The sequence below is a fragment of the Dyadobacter sp. UC 10 genome, from assembly GCF_008369915.1.
Taxonomy (GTDB): Bacteria; Bacteroidota; Bacteroidia; order Cytophagales; family Spirosomataceae; genus Dyadobacter.
The window spans coordinates 681,686-697,930 of record NZ_VSRN01000001.1; the positions used below are offsets into that span (position 1 = coordinate 681,686).

General features: G+C 49.7%; 11 protein-coding genes. 6 read left to right on the forward strand and 5 right to left on the reverse strand.

Translation table 11 applies throughout. The features are described 5' to 3' along the window. The first annotated feature begins 5 nt into the window (after positions 1-5). From FXO21_RS02505 to FXO21_RS02530, 6 genes are all read left to right on the forward strand, one after another. Positions 6-1,178 carry an efflux RND transporter periplasmic adaptor subunit gene (locus tag FXO21_RS02505; RefSeq protein WP_225865537.1) on the forward strand — a complete coding sequence of 391 codons (1,173 nt, stop codon included), beginning with the start codon at positions 6-8 and terminating at the stop codon, positions 1,176-1,178. A 164-nt stretch (positions 1,179-1,342) separates the two neighbouring features. Next, positions 1,343-4,603: a SusC/RagA family TonB-linked outer membrane protein gene (locus tag FXO21_RS02510; RefSeq protein WP_225865538.1), complete on the forward strand. Its 3,261-nt coding sequence runs from the start codon at positions 1,343-1,345 to the stop codon at positions 4,601-4,603. Between the two features lie 12 nt (positions 4,604-4,615). Beyond that, positions 4,616-6,388, forward strand: coding sequence for a RagB/SusD family nutrient uptake outer membrane protein (locus FXO21_RS02515; RefSeq protein ID WP_149638621.1), 1,773 nt, complete (start codon positions 4,616-4,618; stop codon positions 6,386-6,388). Positions 6,389-6,573: 185 nt separating this feature from the next. Continuing rightward, a complete protein-coding gene (locus FXO21_RS02520) occupies positions 6,574-8,505 on the forward strand; it encodes a heparinase II/III domain-containing protein (RefSeq protein WP_149638622.1) in 1,932 nt (643 codons plus the stop codon). A gap of 56 nt (positions 8,506-8,561) precedes the next feature. Continuing rightward, positions 8,562-9,848: an alpha/beta hydrolase family protein gene (locus FXO21_RS02525; RefSeq protein WP_149638623.1), complete on the forward strand. Its 1,287-nt coding sequence runs from the start codon at positions 8,562-8,564 to the stop codon at positions 9,846-9,848. Positions 9,849-9,964: 116 nt separating this feature from the next. After that, a complete protein-coding gene (locus FXO21_RS02530) occupies positions 9,965-10,429 on the forward strand; it encodes a YdeI/OmpD-associated family protein (protein ID WP_225865539.1) in 465 nt (154 codons plus the stop codon). Positions 10,430-10,434: 5 nt separating this feature from the next. Here the strand turns inward: FXO21_RS02530 and FXO21_RS02535 are convergent, their stop codons facing one another. From FXO21_RS02535 to FXO21_RS02555, 5 genes are all read right to left on the reverse strand, one after another. Further along, a complete protein-coding gene (locus FXO21_RS02535) occupies positions 10,435-11,823 on the reverse strand; it encodes a sulfatase family protein (protein ID WP_149638624.1) in 1,389 nt (462 codons plus the stop codon). 79 nt (positions 11,824-11,902) lie between these two features. Continuing rightward, on the reverse strand, positions 11,903-13,027 hold the full coding sequence (locus FXO21_RS02540; RefSeq protein ID WP_149638625.1) for an oxidoreductase: 1,125 nt from the start codon (positions 13,025-13,027) through the stop codon (positions 11,903-11,905). Positions 13,028-13,111: 84 nt separating this feature from the next. Next, complete coding sequence (locus FXO21_RS02545; RefSeq protein WP_149638626.1) at positions 13,112-13,714, reverse strand: Crp/Fnr family transcriptional regulator; 603 nt, start codon at positions 13,712-13,714, stop codon at positions 13,112-13,114. Positions 13,715-13,726: 12 nt separating this feature from the next. Next, positions 13,727-14,599 (reverse strand): tetratricopeptide repeat protein, encoded by an 873-nt coding sequence (locus FXO21_RS02550; protein WP_149638627.1) that lies wholly within the window; start codon positions 14,597-14,599, stop codon positions 13,727-13,729. Positions 14,600-14,701: 102 nt separating this feature from the next. Further along, positions 14,702-16,219 (reverse strand): RagB/SusD family nutrient uptake outer membrane protein, encoded by a 1,518-nt coding sequence (locus FXO21_RS02555; RefSeq protein ID WP_149638628.1) that lies wholly within the window; start codon positions 16,217-16,219, stop codon positions 14,702-14,704. Between the last annotated feature and the right edge of the window lie 26 nt (positions 16,220-16,245).

Sequence of the window (16,245 nt, forward strand, 5' to 3'; positions counted from 1 at the left end):
TTCTTATGAAAAATATATTAATGCTTCTCTGCCTGCTGGCAACACTTACTTTTTGTACCAAAAAAGAAGAAAAAGAACCTGAAAGTGCTGAACACGAGCACCATGAAGAAGAAACCAATGTAGTTGAGCTGACGCAGGCGCAATACGAAAGCGCAAAAATCCAGACAGGTACAATAAGTATGCGCAGCCTCAGTGACGTGATCACCGCGAATGGCGTGATCGATATCCCGCCCCAGAATCTGGTGAGCATTTCGGCGCCTCTGGGTGGATTTGTCCGTGAAACGGACCTTTTACAAGGTATGAAGGTCAGAAAGGGACAACTGATCGCGACGATAGAAAACCCGGACTTTATTCAGATACAGCAGGATTACCTCGAAACGCAGGGTAAACTGGAATATGCCCGGCTCGATTTGAACCGGCAGACTGAATTAAGCAAAGAGAATATCAATGCGCAGAAAATTCTGCAACTGGCTGCGGCGGAAGTAAAAACGCAGCAGGCGCGGCTGGCCGGTTTGACAGAACGGCTGAAAACGGCAGGTATCAGCCTGGCAGCACTCGAAAAGGGGACGATCAGTAATAAGGCCGCGATTTATGCACCGATCAGCGGATCGGTGACGACGGTGAATGTGAATATCGGTAAATATGTAAATCCGACAGACGTGATGTTTGAAATCGTGGATACGGACCACCTGCATGTAGAGCTTTCGGTTTTTGAACAGGATATTCCAAGACTGAAAATAGGCCAGCTGGTGCGGTTTACGGTAAGTAACAATCCTCAAAAAGAGCATCTGGCCAAAGTTTACCTGATCAACCAAAAGATCAATGAGGACCGCACCGTACGCGTGCATTGTCATCTCGAAAAAGATGACCCCGGCCTTTTACCGCAGAACTTTGTAAAAGCGATGATCGAATCGGGCGCGACGCAATTACCCGCACTTCCTGATCAGGCGATCGTCGATTTTGAAGGCAAATCTTACGTTTTCATCCAACAGAAAGAAGCAGGCCCTGAAATGCATTTCGAGATGAGGGAGGTAGTGAGAGGCATTTCGGAGAACGGTTTTACGCAGATTAAATCACCCGGAAGCAAGGAAATGCAGACCGCCCGCATTGTGATCGGGGGAGCCTACGCATTGCTTTCCAAACTCAAAAATTCCGGAGAAGAAGGGCACGCTCATTAAGTCACCAAAAGCTACTTTTTGGAATATTAGCGTCGCGGCAGATAGTATGACTATAAGCATAAATAATTGAATCATTTGCAGAGTAAAATAGATGCGTTACAGGCTTGTTTAGGTCTGCAACGCATTATTTTCTTGGTATTTACTCACTTAACTGATTCAAGCTTATGGACAAAATCTTTACAGATCGGGTCTGCTTCCGCATGCGCAGGAGTACCCATGTTATTTTAGTTCTCCTGTTTGCGCTGGCGCCGTCTGCGCTGCTGGCCATGCACCCGCCAGGCGTTGGAAAAACGCCGTATTCGCCTGACGGTTTGGCTGACATTGTCGTCAAAGGAACTGTTAAAGACCCGGACGAAGCTGTGCTTCCCGGTGTTAGTATTTTGGTGAAAGGCAGCAGCGTGGGAACCGTCACAGACAACGACGGTGTGTTCAGCATTAAAGTACCCGATGCGAACAGCACCCTGGTACTCAGTTACATCGGTTATGCAAAGCAGGAAATCATCGTAGGTAGCAGGACTGTGATCGATGTCGTGATGGAAGCCGATAACAAAGCCCTCGAAGAAGTGGTGGTGGTGGGCTACGGTACACAGGAAAAGGTAAATTTGACCGGCGCTGTGGGCGTAGCGGACGCTAAGCGACTTCAAAACAGGCCTATTGCCTCTGTCGGCGAGGGTTTGCAGGGCGTGATCCCCAACCTGAACGTGAACGTGCGTAATGGTGACCCGTCGCAGCCCATTACGTTTAACATCAGAGGTTACGAGTCGATCAATGGCGGTGCGCCGTTGGTGTTGGTCGACGGTGCGCCGATGGACCTGAACCGCATTAACCCCAACGATATCGAGAACATCAGCGTACTGAAAGACGCCTCGGCGGCGGCGGTTTACGGTGCACGGGCTGCATTCGGGGTCGTGTTGGTGACTACGAAAAGCGGCAAAGCAGGTAAAATCAGCGTGAACCTGAGCACCCAGTTTTCGCTCGCGAAACCGATTTTTAATATGGACGTGGTGACCGATCCGTATGAATTCGTGCAGGCTCGGAATATCGCCAATATTCGCACAAGCGGCGTGCCGAGTTTCGACGACGACATGGTGGCCGGCACCAAGGCCTATTCCGAAAATCCGGCGACGGCACCGCAATGGAAGGTGGTCAACGGTTCGCTGCGGTTTTACGGTTTTAACAACTACCAAAAAAGCATTATGACCGATTATGCGCCCACAAGCCAGCACGATGTGTCGGTTTCGGGTGGTAATGAAAAGTCAAAATTCTTTGCTTCGCTCGGGTATTTCTCGAAAGACGGATATCTGCGCGAAAAGGCCAAAAATGAGACATTCAAGCGTTACAACATTCTCTTGAAGGCTGATTTTCAGGTTAATAAATGGCTGTCACTGGATGAAAAGGTCATTTTCAACTCGACTAACAGCGACAAACCGCACTTTTATAACTGGGATGTGAACATCAATTCCCTGGCGCGGGTATCGCCCATCCAACCCATTCAGTTTCCGGACCTGCCTTTTTATGTGACCGAAGGCGACCGTGAAAAATATGCACCTCATATCGGCAAGTATTTCGGAGGCACCAACTTTTTCCCATACCTGCTCAACGGGGGCCGCACGACTTACACGAACAACGATTTCTGGTTTACGCAAGGTCTGACATTGACACCGGTCGCCGGCCTGAAAATCCGTTCCGATTTTTCCTACAACATTTTTAACAGAATGTATCAGGATGTGCAGAGCAAAATTGAAATCGTGGATGCTAATTTGCTGGCTGCCAACCTGATCAGCAATGGTTTCAGTGGTGATGACTGGATAAGGACTGAAAACAACTACAACCAGTATTATGTTTTCAATGCCTATGCCGAGTACAAATTACCGCTTCCTGCTGCGCATAACCTCACCGCAATGGTCGGTTTTAACCAGGAACGTGGTCTTAACCGCTACACCGGGGCACAAGCCAGAGGTCTTATTACGCCCCAGGTCACCGACATTAATGCGACCACCGGCGTACAGCAAACATTCGGATCCAAGGCACACACGGCATTGCGGGGTGCATTTTACCGGTTGAATTATATTTTCAAAGACCGTTATCTGATCGAACTGAACGGGCGCTATGACGGGACTTCCCGTTTTCCAAAAGAAGACCGCTTCGGGTTCTTTCCTTCTTTTTCTGCCGGCTGGCGGATCAGTCAGGAGGAATTCATGTCGTCCACTTCTTCCTGGCTCGACAACCTGAAAATCCGGGCTTCGTATGGAACACTTGGCAATCAGATCATTATGGATGCCAGCCGCAACCAGATCTACTATCCTTATATTGCTACCATGGGCACAGGCCAATCGCCCTACATGTTTACCAACGGAGCCATTCCATTCGTGTCGCCCGCCGGATTGGTAAGCCCAACCCTGACCTGGGAAACAGTTATTTCCAAAAATATCGGTTTGGATGTTACGATGCTGAAAGGGCGCCTCGACGCTTCGTTTGACCTTTTTACCCGCGATACCAAAGACATGTTGATGGACGTAAGCTATCCCGACATTCTTGGAACTGCCGCCCCAAAAGAGAATGCGGCCGACCTGCGAACCAAAGGCTGGGAGCTTTCCCTGACTTGGCGCGACAAGATCAAACGCGACTGGAACTACGATGTAACCCTGGCCCTCTCGGACTGGACAGCCACAATCACCAAATACAATAATCCGACCGGCGCGATTGGCGGCAATAACTATTATGTAGGTCAGAAACTTGGTGAAATCTGGGGATATCAGACCGTAGGCATCTTTCAGTCTGCCGATGAAGTGGCAGCTGCGCCGAAACAAAACAACATCGGTGCCAACTGGCGGCCGGGCGACATTCAGTATGCCGATTTGAATGGCGACGGGGTGATCACCCAGGGCAATAACACATTGGCAAATCCGGGCGACCGCAAGATCATCGGTAACTCGACGCCCCGCTACACGTTCGGTTTGAACGGCGGTATCAGTTATAAAAATGTGCGTCTGAGCCTTTTCTTACAGGGTATTGGTAAAAAAGATCACTGGCCCACCTCGGACAACTGGACCTGGTTCTTCCCTTTCAATGCAGGTCATGTAGAGAAATATTACATTGCTGATTCGTGGAGCGAGACCAACCGCGACGCCTATTTTGCGGCACCGCACATTTCAACCAATGATAAAAAGAACGTTCAGACGCAGTCGCGATTCCTGCAAAATGCTGCCTATATCCGTCTGAAAAATATCAACCTGAGCTTCGACCTGCCTGCGGACCTGCTGAAAAAAGTCGGCATTGGCCGGGCACAGATTTTCGTAGCGGGTATGAACCTCTGGGAGTTTACCAAAATGCGAAAACCACTTGATCCTGAGACCATTCAATCAGCAGCGATCGAGTATCCCATGCAACGCATCGGCACTTTGGGCTTAAATGTTTCTTTCTAACCAGCTTTTACAATGACAAAATATATCAAAATATCCATGCTTGCGGCGGCGCTGTTGATGAATGGCTGTAACGACGAATTCCTCGAACGCAAACCGCTCGACCGCGTCACCAACGAAACTTTCTGGAACACGGAAAATGATCTGCGCGTGTACAACAACGGCCTGTACGACCTCGCCCGCAACGACGATAATGTGCCCATTATGATGGGGCATTACCAGGGTTTCGAAAGCAACTGGGGCAGTATCTGGTTCCAGGACGAATTTGCCGACAATATGGCGCCCAAGCACGCGCGTCACGTTTTGTTTCAGCGAATCAGATCGGGAAAACATACTGTTCCGGCGGGTGCGCAGGAGTTTGGCTATAAAGGATGGAACTTCGTCCGCGCAATCAATATCGGCCTGGCCAATTATAATAAAGCTATCGTCGCCGACAATATCAAAGACCGTTACATCGCCGAGGCGAGGCTTTTCCGCGGCTGGTTCTATTCGGATAAAGTATCCAAGTTTGGCGACGCTCCCTGGGTTGAAAAAGAGTTAAACACAACGTCGGAAGAGCTTTTTGCCGCCAGGATGCCGCGTGAGCAGGTGATGGACAAAGTTCTGGAAGACCTCAATTTTGCATCTGCCAAACTGCCTGACAGCTGGAATGACGGCAATGCGCCGGGCCGCCTCAACCGCTGGTGCGCGTTGTTGGTCAAATCGCGCGTTTGTTTGTTTGAAGGAACCTGGCGGAAATACCACGGCGGTACCGATCCCGAAAAATGGCTGACCGCCGCTGCTGAGGCCGCAAAGGAACTAATGGACAAGGGTCCCTACTCGCTGCACGTGACCGGCGACACGACTTCGGACTACAATGCCTACCACCGCATTCTGAACCTGGCAGGCAACAAAGAAGTGATGTACTGGCGCAAATATCAGCTCGGCGTATATACTAACCACGTTCAGTCGTATTTTGAATATACCGGAGGCGCGAGCAAAAGTATGGTAGAAGATTACCTCTGCACGGATGGTTTGCCCATTACTTTGTCCAAACTCTACAAAGGCGACGACAAGATCGAGGATGTATTTGAAAACCGCGACCCTCGCCTGCGCCAGACGGTTTTGCACCCTGCCGACGCTGCAAAGTACAAGTATCACCTGGGCGACGGCCGCACTTATCCGCGTATTGTAGGCATGGCGGGCGGCTATACAACCGAAACCGGCTACCACATTATCAAGCATTATAATGCAGATGATATGATCGGAAAAGCATTCGATACCGCTGAGTCTCCGGCGATTACACTGCGTTTCGGCGAAGCACTGCTGAATTATGCCGAGGCCAAAGCAGAGCTGAACACACTGACACAAGGCGACCTGGATATAACCATCAACAAGCTGCGCGACAGGGTGGGTATGCCTCATATGGTGCTTGGTAAAATTCCTGTGGACCCGCGCTATACCGGCGACGGCGTGTCCCCGCTGATCTCGGAAATCCGCCGCGAACGTCGTGTTGAGCTGTTTATGGAAGGTTTCAGATACAACGATATCAAGCGCTGGAAACAAGGTAAAAAGCTGCTCATTCCAACAATGGGAATGCGCTGGGACGCAGCTGCGCAGGCCAGATATCCGGGAGCGGTGATCAAAACGGCAGTAGATCCGGTGTCGCAAAAGACTTATATCGACGTTTACCAGGGCACCGACTGGGCTACGCCTGTTTTCGATGAAGCCAAGCATTATCTGTGGCCAATTCCTTTGAACTCCCTGGCACAAAACCCGGCAATCAAGCAGAATCCCGGCTGGCAGTAAATTTTTGCTGTTAGCTGTTAGCTTTTAGCTTTTAGCTTTTGGAGGAAGGGAGGATGGAGGAAAGGAGGATGGAGGATGGTTCCTTTTTCCTCCCTTCCCCCCCCTTTCTCCTTCATCCTTCCTCCCTTCCTCCTTCCTCCCTTTTCCCTTTTCCCTTTTCCCTTTTCCCCCTAAACCAAACCCCTATGAAAAAACCAATTCTTTTACTCCCCCTATTTCTTCTTGCCTTAACGTTACAAGCCCAAATTACTCCACGCAATCTCCTCGCCAAAGCCTACCCACTCGATGCAGTTACGCAAATGCTGGTGGCGAAGGATCAGTGGAAACCTTATCCTGCTACGCCCGACGCCTGGAAGCAGGCTGTGCCGGATACTACTTTGAGCCGGGTTGTAAAGGATGCCGAAAAGCTGATTGATTTCAAATTTGAGCCGATCCCCGCTTCGGTTTCGCTGGATTTTGTGCGTTCTGGCGATCGGTTGCGGCATTCGGGGATATCTTTCGGAAAAAGGAATGTGCTGATGAAGCTGATTCTCGCTGAGAGTATCGAAGGAAAAGACCGTTTTACCGAAACCATTTTGAATGGGGTATGGTCGATTTGCGAGGAGAGTTTTTGGGGTGTTCCAGCGCATATCAATGACACCGGTTTGCCCGATCCCGATAATCCTGTGGTCGATTTGTTCGCGGCGGAAACGGGCGCGTTGCTGGGTTTGGCGGATTATTTTATAGGTCAGAAATTTGACAAAATCAATCCACAGATCCGTAAAAGGATCTATTTTGAAACAAACCGGCGCTTTTTTGTACCCATGCTTACAAAAGGTGATACTTACAAATACATGAGCAAAACCAGCCAGGTCAACAACTGGAATCCCTGGATCATGTCCAACTGGATTGCCGCGACGTTGCTGCTCGAACCGGACGAAAAGCGCCGGTCTGAAATGCTTCGGGGATCTATGCTCGGCCTCGACCGCTATATCAATAGTCTGGGCGCCGACGGCGGTTGCGATGAAGGCCCTAGCTACTGGTTTGCAGCTGGCGCCAGCGTGTATGATTGTCTTGAATTGCTGGCAGGTGCTACCAATTCGAAAATTGATATTTACCAGGAGGATATCATCAAAAAGATGGCCTCTTACGTCTACAAAACACATATCGACGGCCACTATTTCGTCAATTTCGCTGACGCCGACCCCAAACTCCGGCCCGACGGGTTGCTGCTGTACAGGCTGGGAAAGGCGGTAAAAGATGAGAAACTGGTTGAAATGGGGAAATGGGCATTCCAGAATTTCACTGCTGTGTCGACTTCCCCAGAAGGTTTTCACCGGCCAAGAAGAATCGAAAACCTCCTGACCATCAATCAGATCGACGGCGGAAAAATTTCGCTAACCCCTGTACAGGAGGCCTGGATAGGCGATATTCAGGTACTGACCGCCCGCGCCGGCGACGGACTTTTCCTGGCTACCCATGGCGGCCACAATGCGGAAAGCCATAACCATAATGACGTTGGTGATTTTATTATTTACGTAAAAGGCCAGCCTATGATCGTGGATGCGGGCAGAGGGAATTATACGGCCCGCACGTTTTCCAACAAGCGTTATGAGCTCTGGTTCACGCAATCTGAATACCATAATCTCCCGATCGTGAATGGTATTGGTCAGAAAGCAGGCCGGAAATTTGAGGCGACGGCTGTTAAAAGTAATGTCAACGGAAAAGAAGCAAGTCTGCAAATGGACATTGCCGCAGCCTACCCGCCGGAAGCGGGGATCACATCGTGGAAACGGCTGGTAGCTCTTAACCGGACCAAAAATCAGGTGGAGATCACGGAAGATTATGTGCTTAAATCGGAGCCAAAGTCCATTCAGGAAATATTTATGACGGTGTGCGATGTGGATTCTTCTGAACCCGGAAAAGTAAAGTTAAAAGGTGCCGGGAATACCAGCCTGACTCTATCCTACGATCCGAAAATGTGGTCAGTATCAACTGAAAAACCTTCTACGGACGGCATGGAATATGAGAGTTTCAAAACCAAATGGGACAACAGGCCTGTCACCCGTATTGTACTGGACAGCAAGCAGTTGAAGCAAAATGGAAAACACCGCCTTGTATTTGATACCAAAGAGTAGCAACGCGCCATGCTCAGGCTTTTCAGTGAATCATTAAACTTAAAGCATTCGTTCAGATGAAAAAAATAGGATCAACCCTGCTGCTCGCGGCCCTCTCCTTTACGTCAAATGCCCAGCAGGCGGCGAACCGGCCCACGATGGTAGCAGGGTTTCCTGTTAATTATTCCGAAGATTCAGCAGGCAACTACACGCTCCCCGACCTCCTGAAATGCACCGACGGACAAGCCGTAACCAGCGCGAAGATCTGGACACAAAAGCGGCGGCCTGAATTGGTAAAGATGGTGGAGGAAATCCAATTCGGAAAAATGCCTCCGGCCCCCAAAGACCTGAAATTCAATGCTTTTGACAAAGGAACGCCTGCATTGAACGGTAAGGCAATTCGTAAACAGGTTACGGTGTATCTGACGAAAGACACCTCAGACCACAAAATGAATCTCCTGATTTACCTGCCTGCGGCTTCCAAAAAGCCGGTTCCGATGCTTTTGAATATCTCTTTTGCCGCATATAACCAAATCATTGACGACCAGGGATTGCTGGTTGGAAATATCTGGAAGGACGGAAAAAAGATAAAGGCGGATAAGCCGAGTGTCTTTGGAAAAATGGACGTCGAGCAATTTATGGACGCAGGAATCGGCTTTGCCACCGTGTATTACGGAGATATTGAACCGGATTTTAAAGACGGAATCAACTACGGGATCCGGAAGGAGTATTTAAAACCGGGACAGACACAAACCGCTGATAACGAATGGGGTGCAATCGCAGCCTGGTCGTGGGGACTGAGCCGTGCGCTGGATTATTTTGAAACCGAAAAGCAGATCGATGCAAAACGCGTCGCATTGCAGGGAGCGTCGCGGCTCGGAAAGACCGTGCTTTGGGCGGGCATTCGTGACGAAAGGTTCAAGGTAGTGGTGGCCAGTATCTCGGGTGAAGGCGGGGCTGCACTGAGCCGCAGAAATTACGGAGAAACGATCCGTCACATCAGCGACCCTTCGAGGTACCTCTACCAATTTGCCCCCAATTATCACACCTTCGCAGAAAGGGTGAACGAAATGCCTTTCGATGCCCACGCCCTGGTAGCATTAATGGCACCGAGGCCCCTCCTGCTGCAAACGGGCAGTACTGATTATTGGTCAGACCCGAAAGGCGAATACCTTTCCGCTGTCGCGGCGGCACCGGTTTATCAACTTTTCAACAAAAAAGGTCCGCAAACGCCCCAAATGCCCGCTGCCGGGGATACCTCGCTGCTGTTGAACGAGCTGGGTTATTACATGCACGAAGGCGGCCACGGTGTACTGCCGGAGGACTGGAAGCATATTGTGAGCTATTTGAAGAAGTATTTGTGAGGCGGCCGGGGTCGTTTCAGACCGCCATTTACGCAAAAGCACCCCGATAATGTCGTAACCACCACCGGTGCAACAGATTCAATCTCATGATATTTGTAAAAATAAAAGAGCAAATCATGAGCGCACAGAAACTGACATTCAAAACTACCCTGTTGCTGGCAAAGAAAACGGCGACCGGCATTCAGGTACCTGACGAGATCGTCGAAAAACTTGGCTCGGGCAAGCGCCCCCCGGTTAACGTGACGATCAACGATTACACTTATCCGAGTACGATTGCTGTAATGGGCGGGATGTTTATGCTACCGGTTAGTGCCGAAGTTCGCCAGAATGCAAAAGTCCAGGCCGGAGAAACGATCGAAGTGACGTTACAACTCGATATGCAACCACGCGAAGTTACCTTACCCCACGATTTTCAAAAAGCATTGCACAGTAACCAGATGGCCAGGACATTCTTTGAAACACTTTCCAATAGCAACAAAAAGCGCTTCGTAATTCCGATCGAACAAGCCAAAACCGACGAGACGAGGAACAAGCGCATTGAAAAGGCAATTTCCGACCTGGAACAGGAGAAAAAAGTGTAGCCAGGTTACTTTACTGCTTTTTTAGCATAAACCTGATCGATCTCCGCGCCCGCATCGCCCTGCTGCTTCATCCATTTGTATAGCTCGCTCCGTAAATCCTCGATTTTCTTCTGATAAGCAGGATCACCGGCGAGATTATTGAGCTCAAAAGGATCTTTTTCCAAATCGAAAAATTCGACCGGCGGGCGGTTTTCGAAGCGGTCTGTCAGCTTTTTTGCAGCTGGGTTAGTTTCTGATTCTGCCACCCACGAGAACCAGACCGTATTGCGGTCCTGCCGCTCGCGGTTCATCATGAATTTATTATAGTATGGTTTATCCGCTGTCAGATTCAGGATTAGCTTGTAACGTTTATCGCGGATGCTGCGGATCGGATAAGGGTCTCCTTCGGGAATATTGTTATGAATTCCGTACGCATATTTTCTCTCGCCGGTACTTTTACCTAAAAGAACCGGCAAAATGCTTTTTCCATCCAAACCGTCGACCGCCTTTCCTCCCGCAAGGGCAATGAGGGTCGGGGTAATATCTTCGTACTGCGCAATTGCAGCTGTTTCCGTTGCGGGTTTCACTTTCCCGGGCCATTTCACGATCATCGAGCTTTTTTGCCCGGCATCGTACAGATTCCATTTTGCTCCGGGAAACTGTGCGCCCTGCTCGCCCAGAAAGATCAGCACGGTATTCTTTTCCTGACCCGTTTCTTTAAGTAAGCCGGAAATCTCCCCCACCTGATCGTCCAGCCGCCTGATCTCGGCAAGGTATTTTACGTACTGTCTCCGCGTTACCGGCGTATCGACCCAGTCTTTCGGCAGGATCACATTTTCCGCTTTGAACTCAGTTGTATCCCCAACCGTCCACGGCGTATGCGGGTTAATGCTCATGACAAACAGGCAATAGGGTTTTTCAGAACCAGTCATGTATTTTTTCACATCGCTTAGCTGATATGCATCAGTTGGTGCGACACAGTTAGGTTCAAAACCTTCGATAATATCAAATGGAAATACGCTTTTGGGCTTGGTAACGTGGTCCTTGCCGGTCAACCCGACGCGGTATCCCAGGTCTGCAAGGTAATGTCCGACGCTTTTCAGATGATCATAAACCGGCTTATGATTCTGAAAAGAACCATGTTTAACCGGGTAAAGTCCTGTAAAAAGCGAAGCGCGCGTGGGCACGCACATCGCTTCCGAAGCGATCATATTGGAGAATTTTAATCCTTCCTTTGCCAATGCATCAATATGGACCGTTTTCAGATTCCGGCCTCCATAGCAGCTCAACTGCCGGCTGTCGAGGTCATCGGCCATGATGATCATGATATTGGGTTTGGTGGTTTGGGCATGGGTGACGAACGCAGCCGGCAGAAGCAATAAACCCAGGTATCCTGCAATGATCGATTTTCTCATAGTTTGCAAATTACTCTTATCGTAAGCCGCAAAATAAGAAGTTCCTGAACTAAATCTACCTTCTGACTAAGAATCAAAACTAGGGTGCTACATAGTTTCCTTTTGCATTTTCCCAATACTCCTCCGTATTCGTAAGTGTCAATTCCGGCCTGATCATTCCCGGCGCGAAGGAGAATACTTCTGCTCCTCTTCTGATTTTATCAGGGAAATCAGGATTTGCGATGGCAGCGCGGCCGATAGATACAAAGTCGGCGTGACCGGTTGACAGTAATTTTTCGGAGAGGTTCTGATCATGCATACCGCCATTTGCGATTACCGGTACGCCTGTGAGCTGCCTGGCGATGGAATTGGATGAACTTCCGTCGGGATATTGACATTCCCGTGCCCATTTGCCCCCTTCCGCGGCAATATGAATATAGTCGGGATGGATTTTGGCAACTTCACTGAATACCGCGCGAGCTGTTTCTGCACCGCCTTCCCAGCGGTAAGCAAGATCATTGACCTTCCCCTCCGAGAACCGGATGCCTACAATGAAATCCGGCCGTACTATTTTCCTGATTTCCGTAAAAATCTCAGCAAGCAGCCGCAGGCGGTTCGAGACACTTCCACCGTAAGTATCTGTGCGCTTATTGGTATAAGGTGTGATAAACTGATCGAACAAATACCCGTTCGCCGCGTGAAGCTCTACGCCGTCAAAACCAGCTTCCTGCGCCAGCAATGCGGCTTTCACGAAACCTCTCTTGATTTTTTCCATGTCATTGACCCCCATTTCCCGTGGCAATGGATAAGGTTTTTCGTTCGTTTCAGGCTCCGGCGTATCCAGCGGCAGGATCGCCGACGGCGCGATCGTGTTTTCAAGAGACCGCGACAATGCGCCCGCATGCATTAACTGGGTTATAAACAAGACATCGGCGCGTTTCACTTCCTGTACAATTTCCTTCCAACCTGCCAGCTGCGTGGCGGTTACCAAACCAGGCTGATTCGGGTTGGCCTGACTATAAAGATCGTCTGTATAAATACCTTCGGTGACGATCATTCCAAAACCACCGCGCGCAAACGATGCATAATAATCGCGCATTTGTAACGTGGGGACGCCGGTTGAATCGGCGCTGGTGCGGGTCATCGGGGCGACGACAAAACGATTGGAAAGCCTTTTGTTTTGAATATAATAGGCTTTAAATAAAGGTGATTGCTGCGTGTTCATTGGATCTGTATTTTTTTATACAAATTTCAATGCGCACGGGCGTTGACGGGGAATAACTAATTTAAGAAAGGCCGTTAAACTAGTTTAACTTTTCTGCTGGCCGGTGAGCGGCAATTTTCGGATCTTACTTAAAAAAACGGGCGTAATGCCCAGATAGGAAGCAATGTGCTTTTGCGGAAGCCGCTGTTCTATTCCTGGATATTTATACAAAAGTGCCTCATAACGTTCAGCCCCGGATAGCATGATTGCATTCAGTATCCGCTCATCCTGCGCAAGACAGGCATTTTCATTCATAATCCGCCAAAACCGCTCGAAAACCGGAACCTGCCGGTAGAGTGTTTCAATAGCAGCTTTGTCCAGCTGTAACACCGTCGTTGGTTCCACGGCGACAATATTCCTGGTTGCCGGAACTTCTCTCAAAAAACTCGCCGAATCGGAAATCCACCAATCTTCCATCGCGAAATGCAGCGTGAAATCATTGCCTTTCGAATCGACATAAAATGACCGCAAAAATCCCTTTGTTACGAAAGACTCAAACCGACAGACCTCGCCCTGCTGCACCAGGTATTGCCGGGACAATAGATGGCGGATCTTCACCAGCGATCGCACATATTCCTGCTCCTCCGCAGTGAGTGGAATGCGTTTCAAAAAATGATCAATAACAGGTTGAATATCTTTGTTCTGCATTTGATAGTCGCTTTAATCCATACTAAGCGCCCTCTTCATAAACCCACCCAGGAAACTGGCGACGAATGTAAGGATTAATGAACCGTACAGACTGAAATTTTCCAATTCGGTTTCGCTGCTTGTTTCCGGCAATTCGGTGAAAAGAAAATACCCGCCCAGTACAAGCATACATTGCACCAATGCCAGAAACCAGCCTTTTCTGGGCTCCGCAAACCCGATCGCGATAGCGGCGCAAACCGCAACCAGGTAAGGAAGGTGCACACTCTCGGCCCGCTTTACCACGACCGTAAGTAAAACGCCTGTAAAAACGACCATGACGAGACTGGCGATGAGCTTTTTGTCCACAAATGGCGCCTGAATAGGTTCCGGGGTATTTTGCTGATTCGCTGATTTGTCTGAAATCAACCTTTCTTCCACCAGATCCGCCTGCGCCTCGGCCTCCATCTGCAAAGCCACATAAGCCTGCGACCGCCAGTGGTAAGGTTTGGGCGAAGTTCCCTGCGCTTTTGAGACTGATTTAGTGAAATGCAAAAGTGCAGTTTTAGGATCGCCGTCTTCCAGAAATAACCGGCCCAATTCCAGATGCGCCTCGTACACATCGTCGTCGAGACTGACGGCGGTTTGCACAGCCTCATATGCCTCCTTCCTGTTTTTTAAGCCTTTTTGAGCAAGTCCGCGGTACAAGTGCGCAATGCTCGAGCGCCGGTTTTTCACAACCTGATCATTGCAATACCGGAATGCTCCTTCGAAATTTTGATCGCGGTACATTTCAATCCCGGCAGCAAATTCGCTCTCCTCTCTTTCAGATTTTGAGCGGAGGTCGGCGTAGTTGCGCAGGTAATAGATATAACCGAAAAAGGTAATAACAACGAGAACTTCAAGCATTGTGCGGTCGACTAGTTCATTTCTACGCAATATAGTAACGGATCAAAAAAAAGCGGCTGCCTCCGCTAACAGAGACAGCCGCTAATATATCTTCTCAAAAAATCAGTATCCCGGATTTTGTGGTGCCAGGTTGGGATTGATCTGCAGCTCAGTCCGCGGGATCGGCATCAGATAATCGCGCTGTGCATTGAAGGTTGGGTGTGGTTCGAGGGAATTAGGCCCTTTAAAAACGACATCACCCAGTTTTCTGCGCTGGATATCGTACCAGCGCTTGTATTCGAAAGCCAGTTCCAGGCGTCTTTCTTCCATGATCAAATCAATGAAAGCCTGCTTTGTCAACCCCGCAGTCACATTAGCCGGGAAGGCCGACGCGGTTCCCGCCCAGTTTCTGGCGCGCGCCCGGATCTCGTTCACATAACCGATTGCCTCCGCCGTCGGCCCGTTCACTTCCGCCGACGCTTCTGCTGCCACGAGCAAAACTTCTGCGTAGCGCATGGCCGCATAGTTATGGTCGGAGTAGCGGCCTTCTGCATTCGAATTTCCCGCAAAACGTGCATACTTGGCAATATGCGGCCTTTTTGTATTCGGAAATTCCGTGTATGGTGCCAGTTTGCCGCCGATCAGGAGCGAATCGTCGAAACTTACATGCTTCCGGTAATCGCGTGCATCCCAGGTGTCGAACACTTTTTGCGAAGGTACGATCACGCTCCACCCGCTTCTGGGCGCATCGCCCCCGCGGACACCCGTCATTGGCGGCATAATGTCATCATTGGCACCGCCAGCTCCCGATTGCAGACCGAGAAAATCGATCGCAAATATATGTTCCTTCATATTATTGGCCTGCGGGGCACGGAAAAGCGTCTGAAAATCCGCTTCCAGTCCGTAGCCAAATTTGTCCTTATTATCAATCACCCATTTGGCTTCCGTGTAAGCTTTTGCGTAATCCTGCAAAGTCAGGTGAACGGTAGAAAGATACGCGGCGGCCGTCCCTTTCGTCGGGCGGCTCCTTACGTCGGCGGGCTGCTTTTCGGGCAACCATTGTTTGGCAAACTCAAAATCCGCAATAATTCCAGTGTAAACCGTCGCCGCGGGTGTTCTCGTCAGCTGCTTTACCGATTCAGGATTATTGATAAAGAAATCAATATAGGGCACATCCCCAAAAACCCGTACGAGGTGGAAATAGGCAAATGCGCGTACAAACCTCGCCTCTGCAATAAGCGGATTAATTTCCGCTTCGGCCAGGCCCAGCTGCTCTGCACCGGCAATCGCCGCATTGGACGCGCTGATCACCTGGTACCAGTATGGCCAGAACTGATTGACCATGTTATTGTTGTCGTCCATATTGAAGTCGTTGACCTGCTGCCGCTCCGCCGGCGTACCCCGGTCACCGATATCGCTCATATCGTCACGCAGCATCAGCGCCGACACGAACTGGCGACCGTACAACCGCTCAGAGGCGATCCATCCATAAGCCCCGAATACAGCCGTTTCTACGTCTTTGGCACTTTTAAACATGGCCTCGGGAGCTAGCAAACCAATTGGCTTCTCATTCAGGTCGGCGCAGCTCAGCAGCATGGCCGGCAACAAAAAAAGGAAGCATCTCCTGATATATATTTTCATTGTAATTTCTGATTAATAGGGTTTTA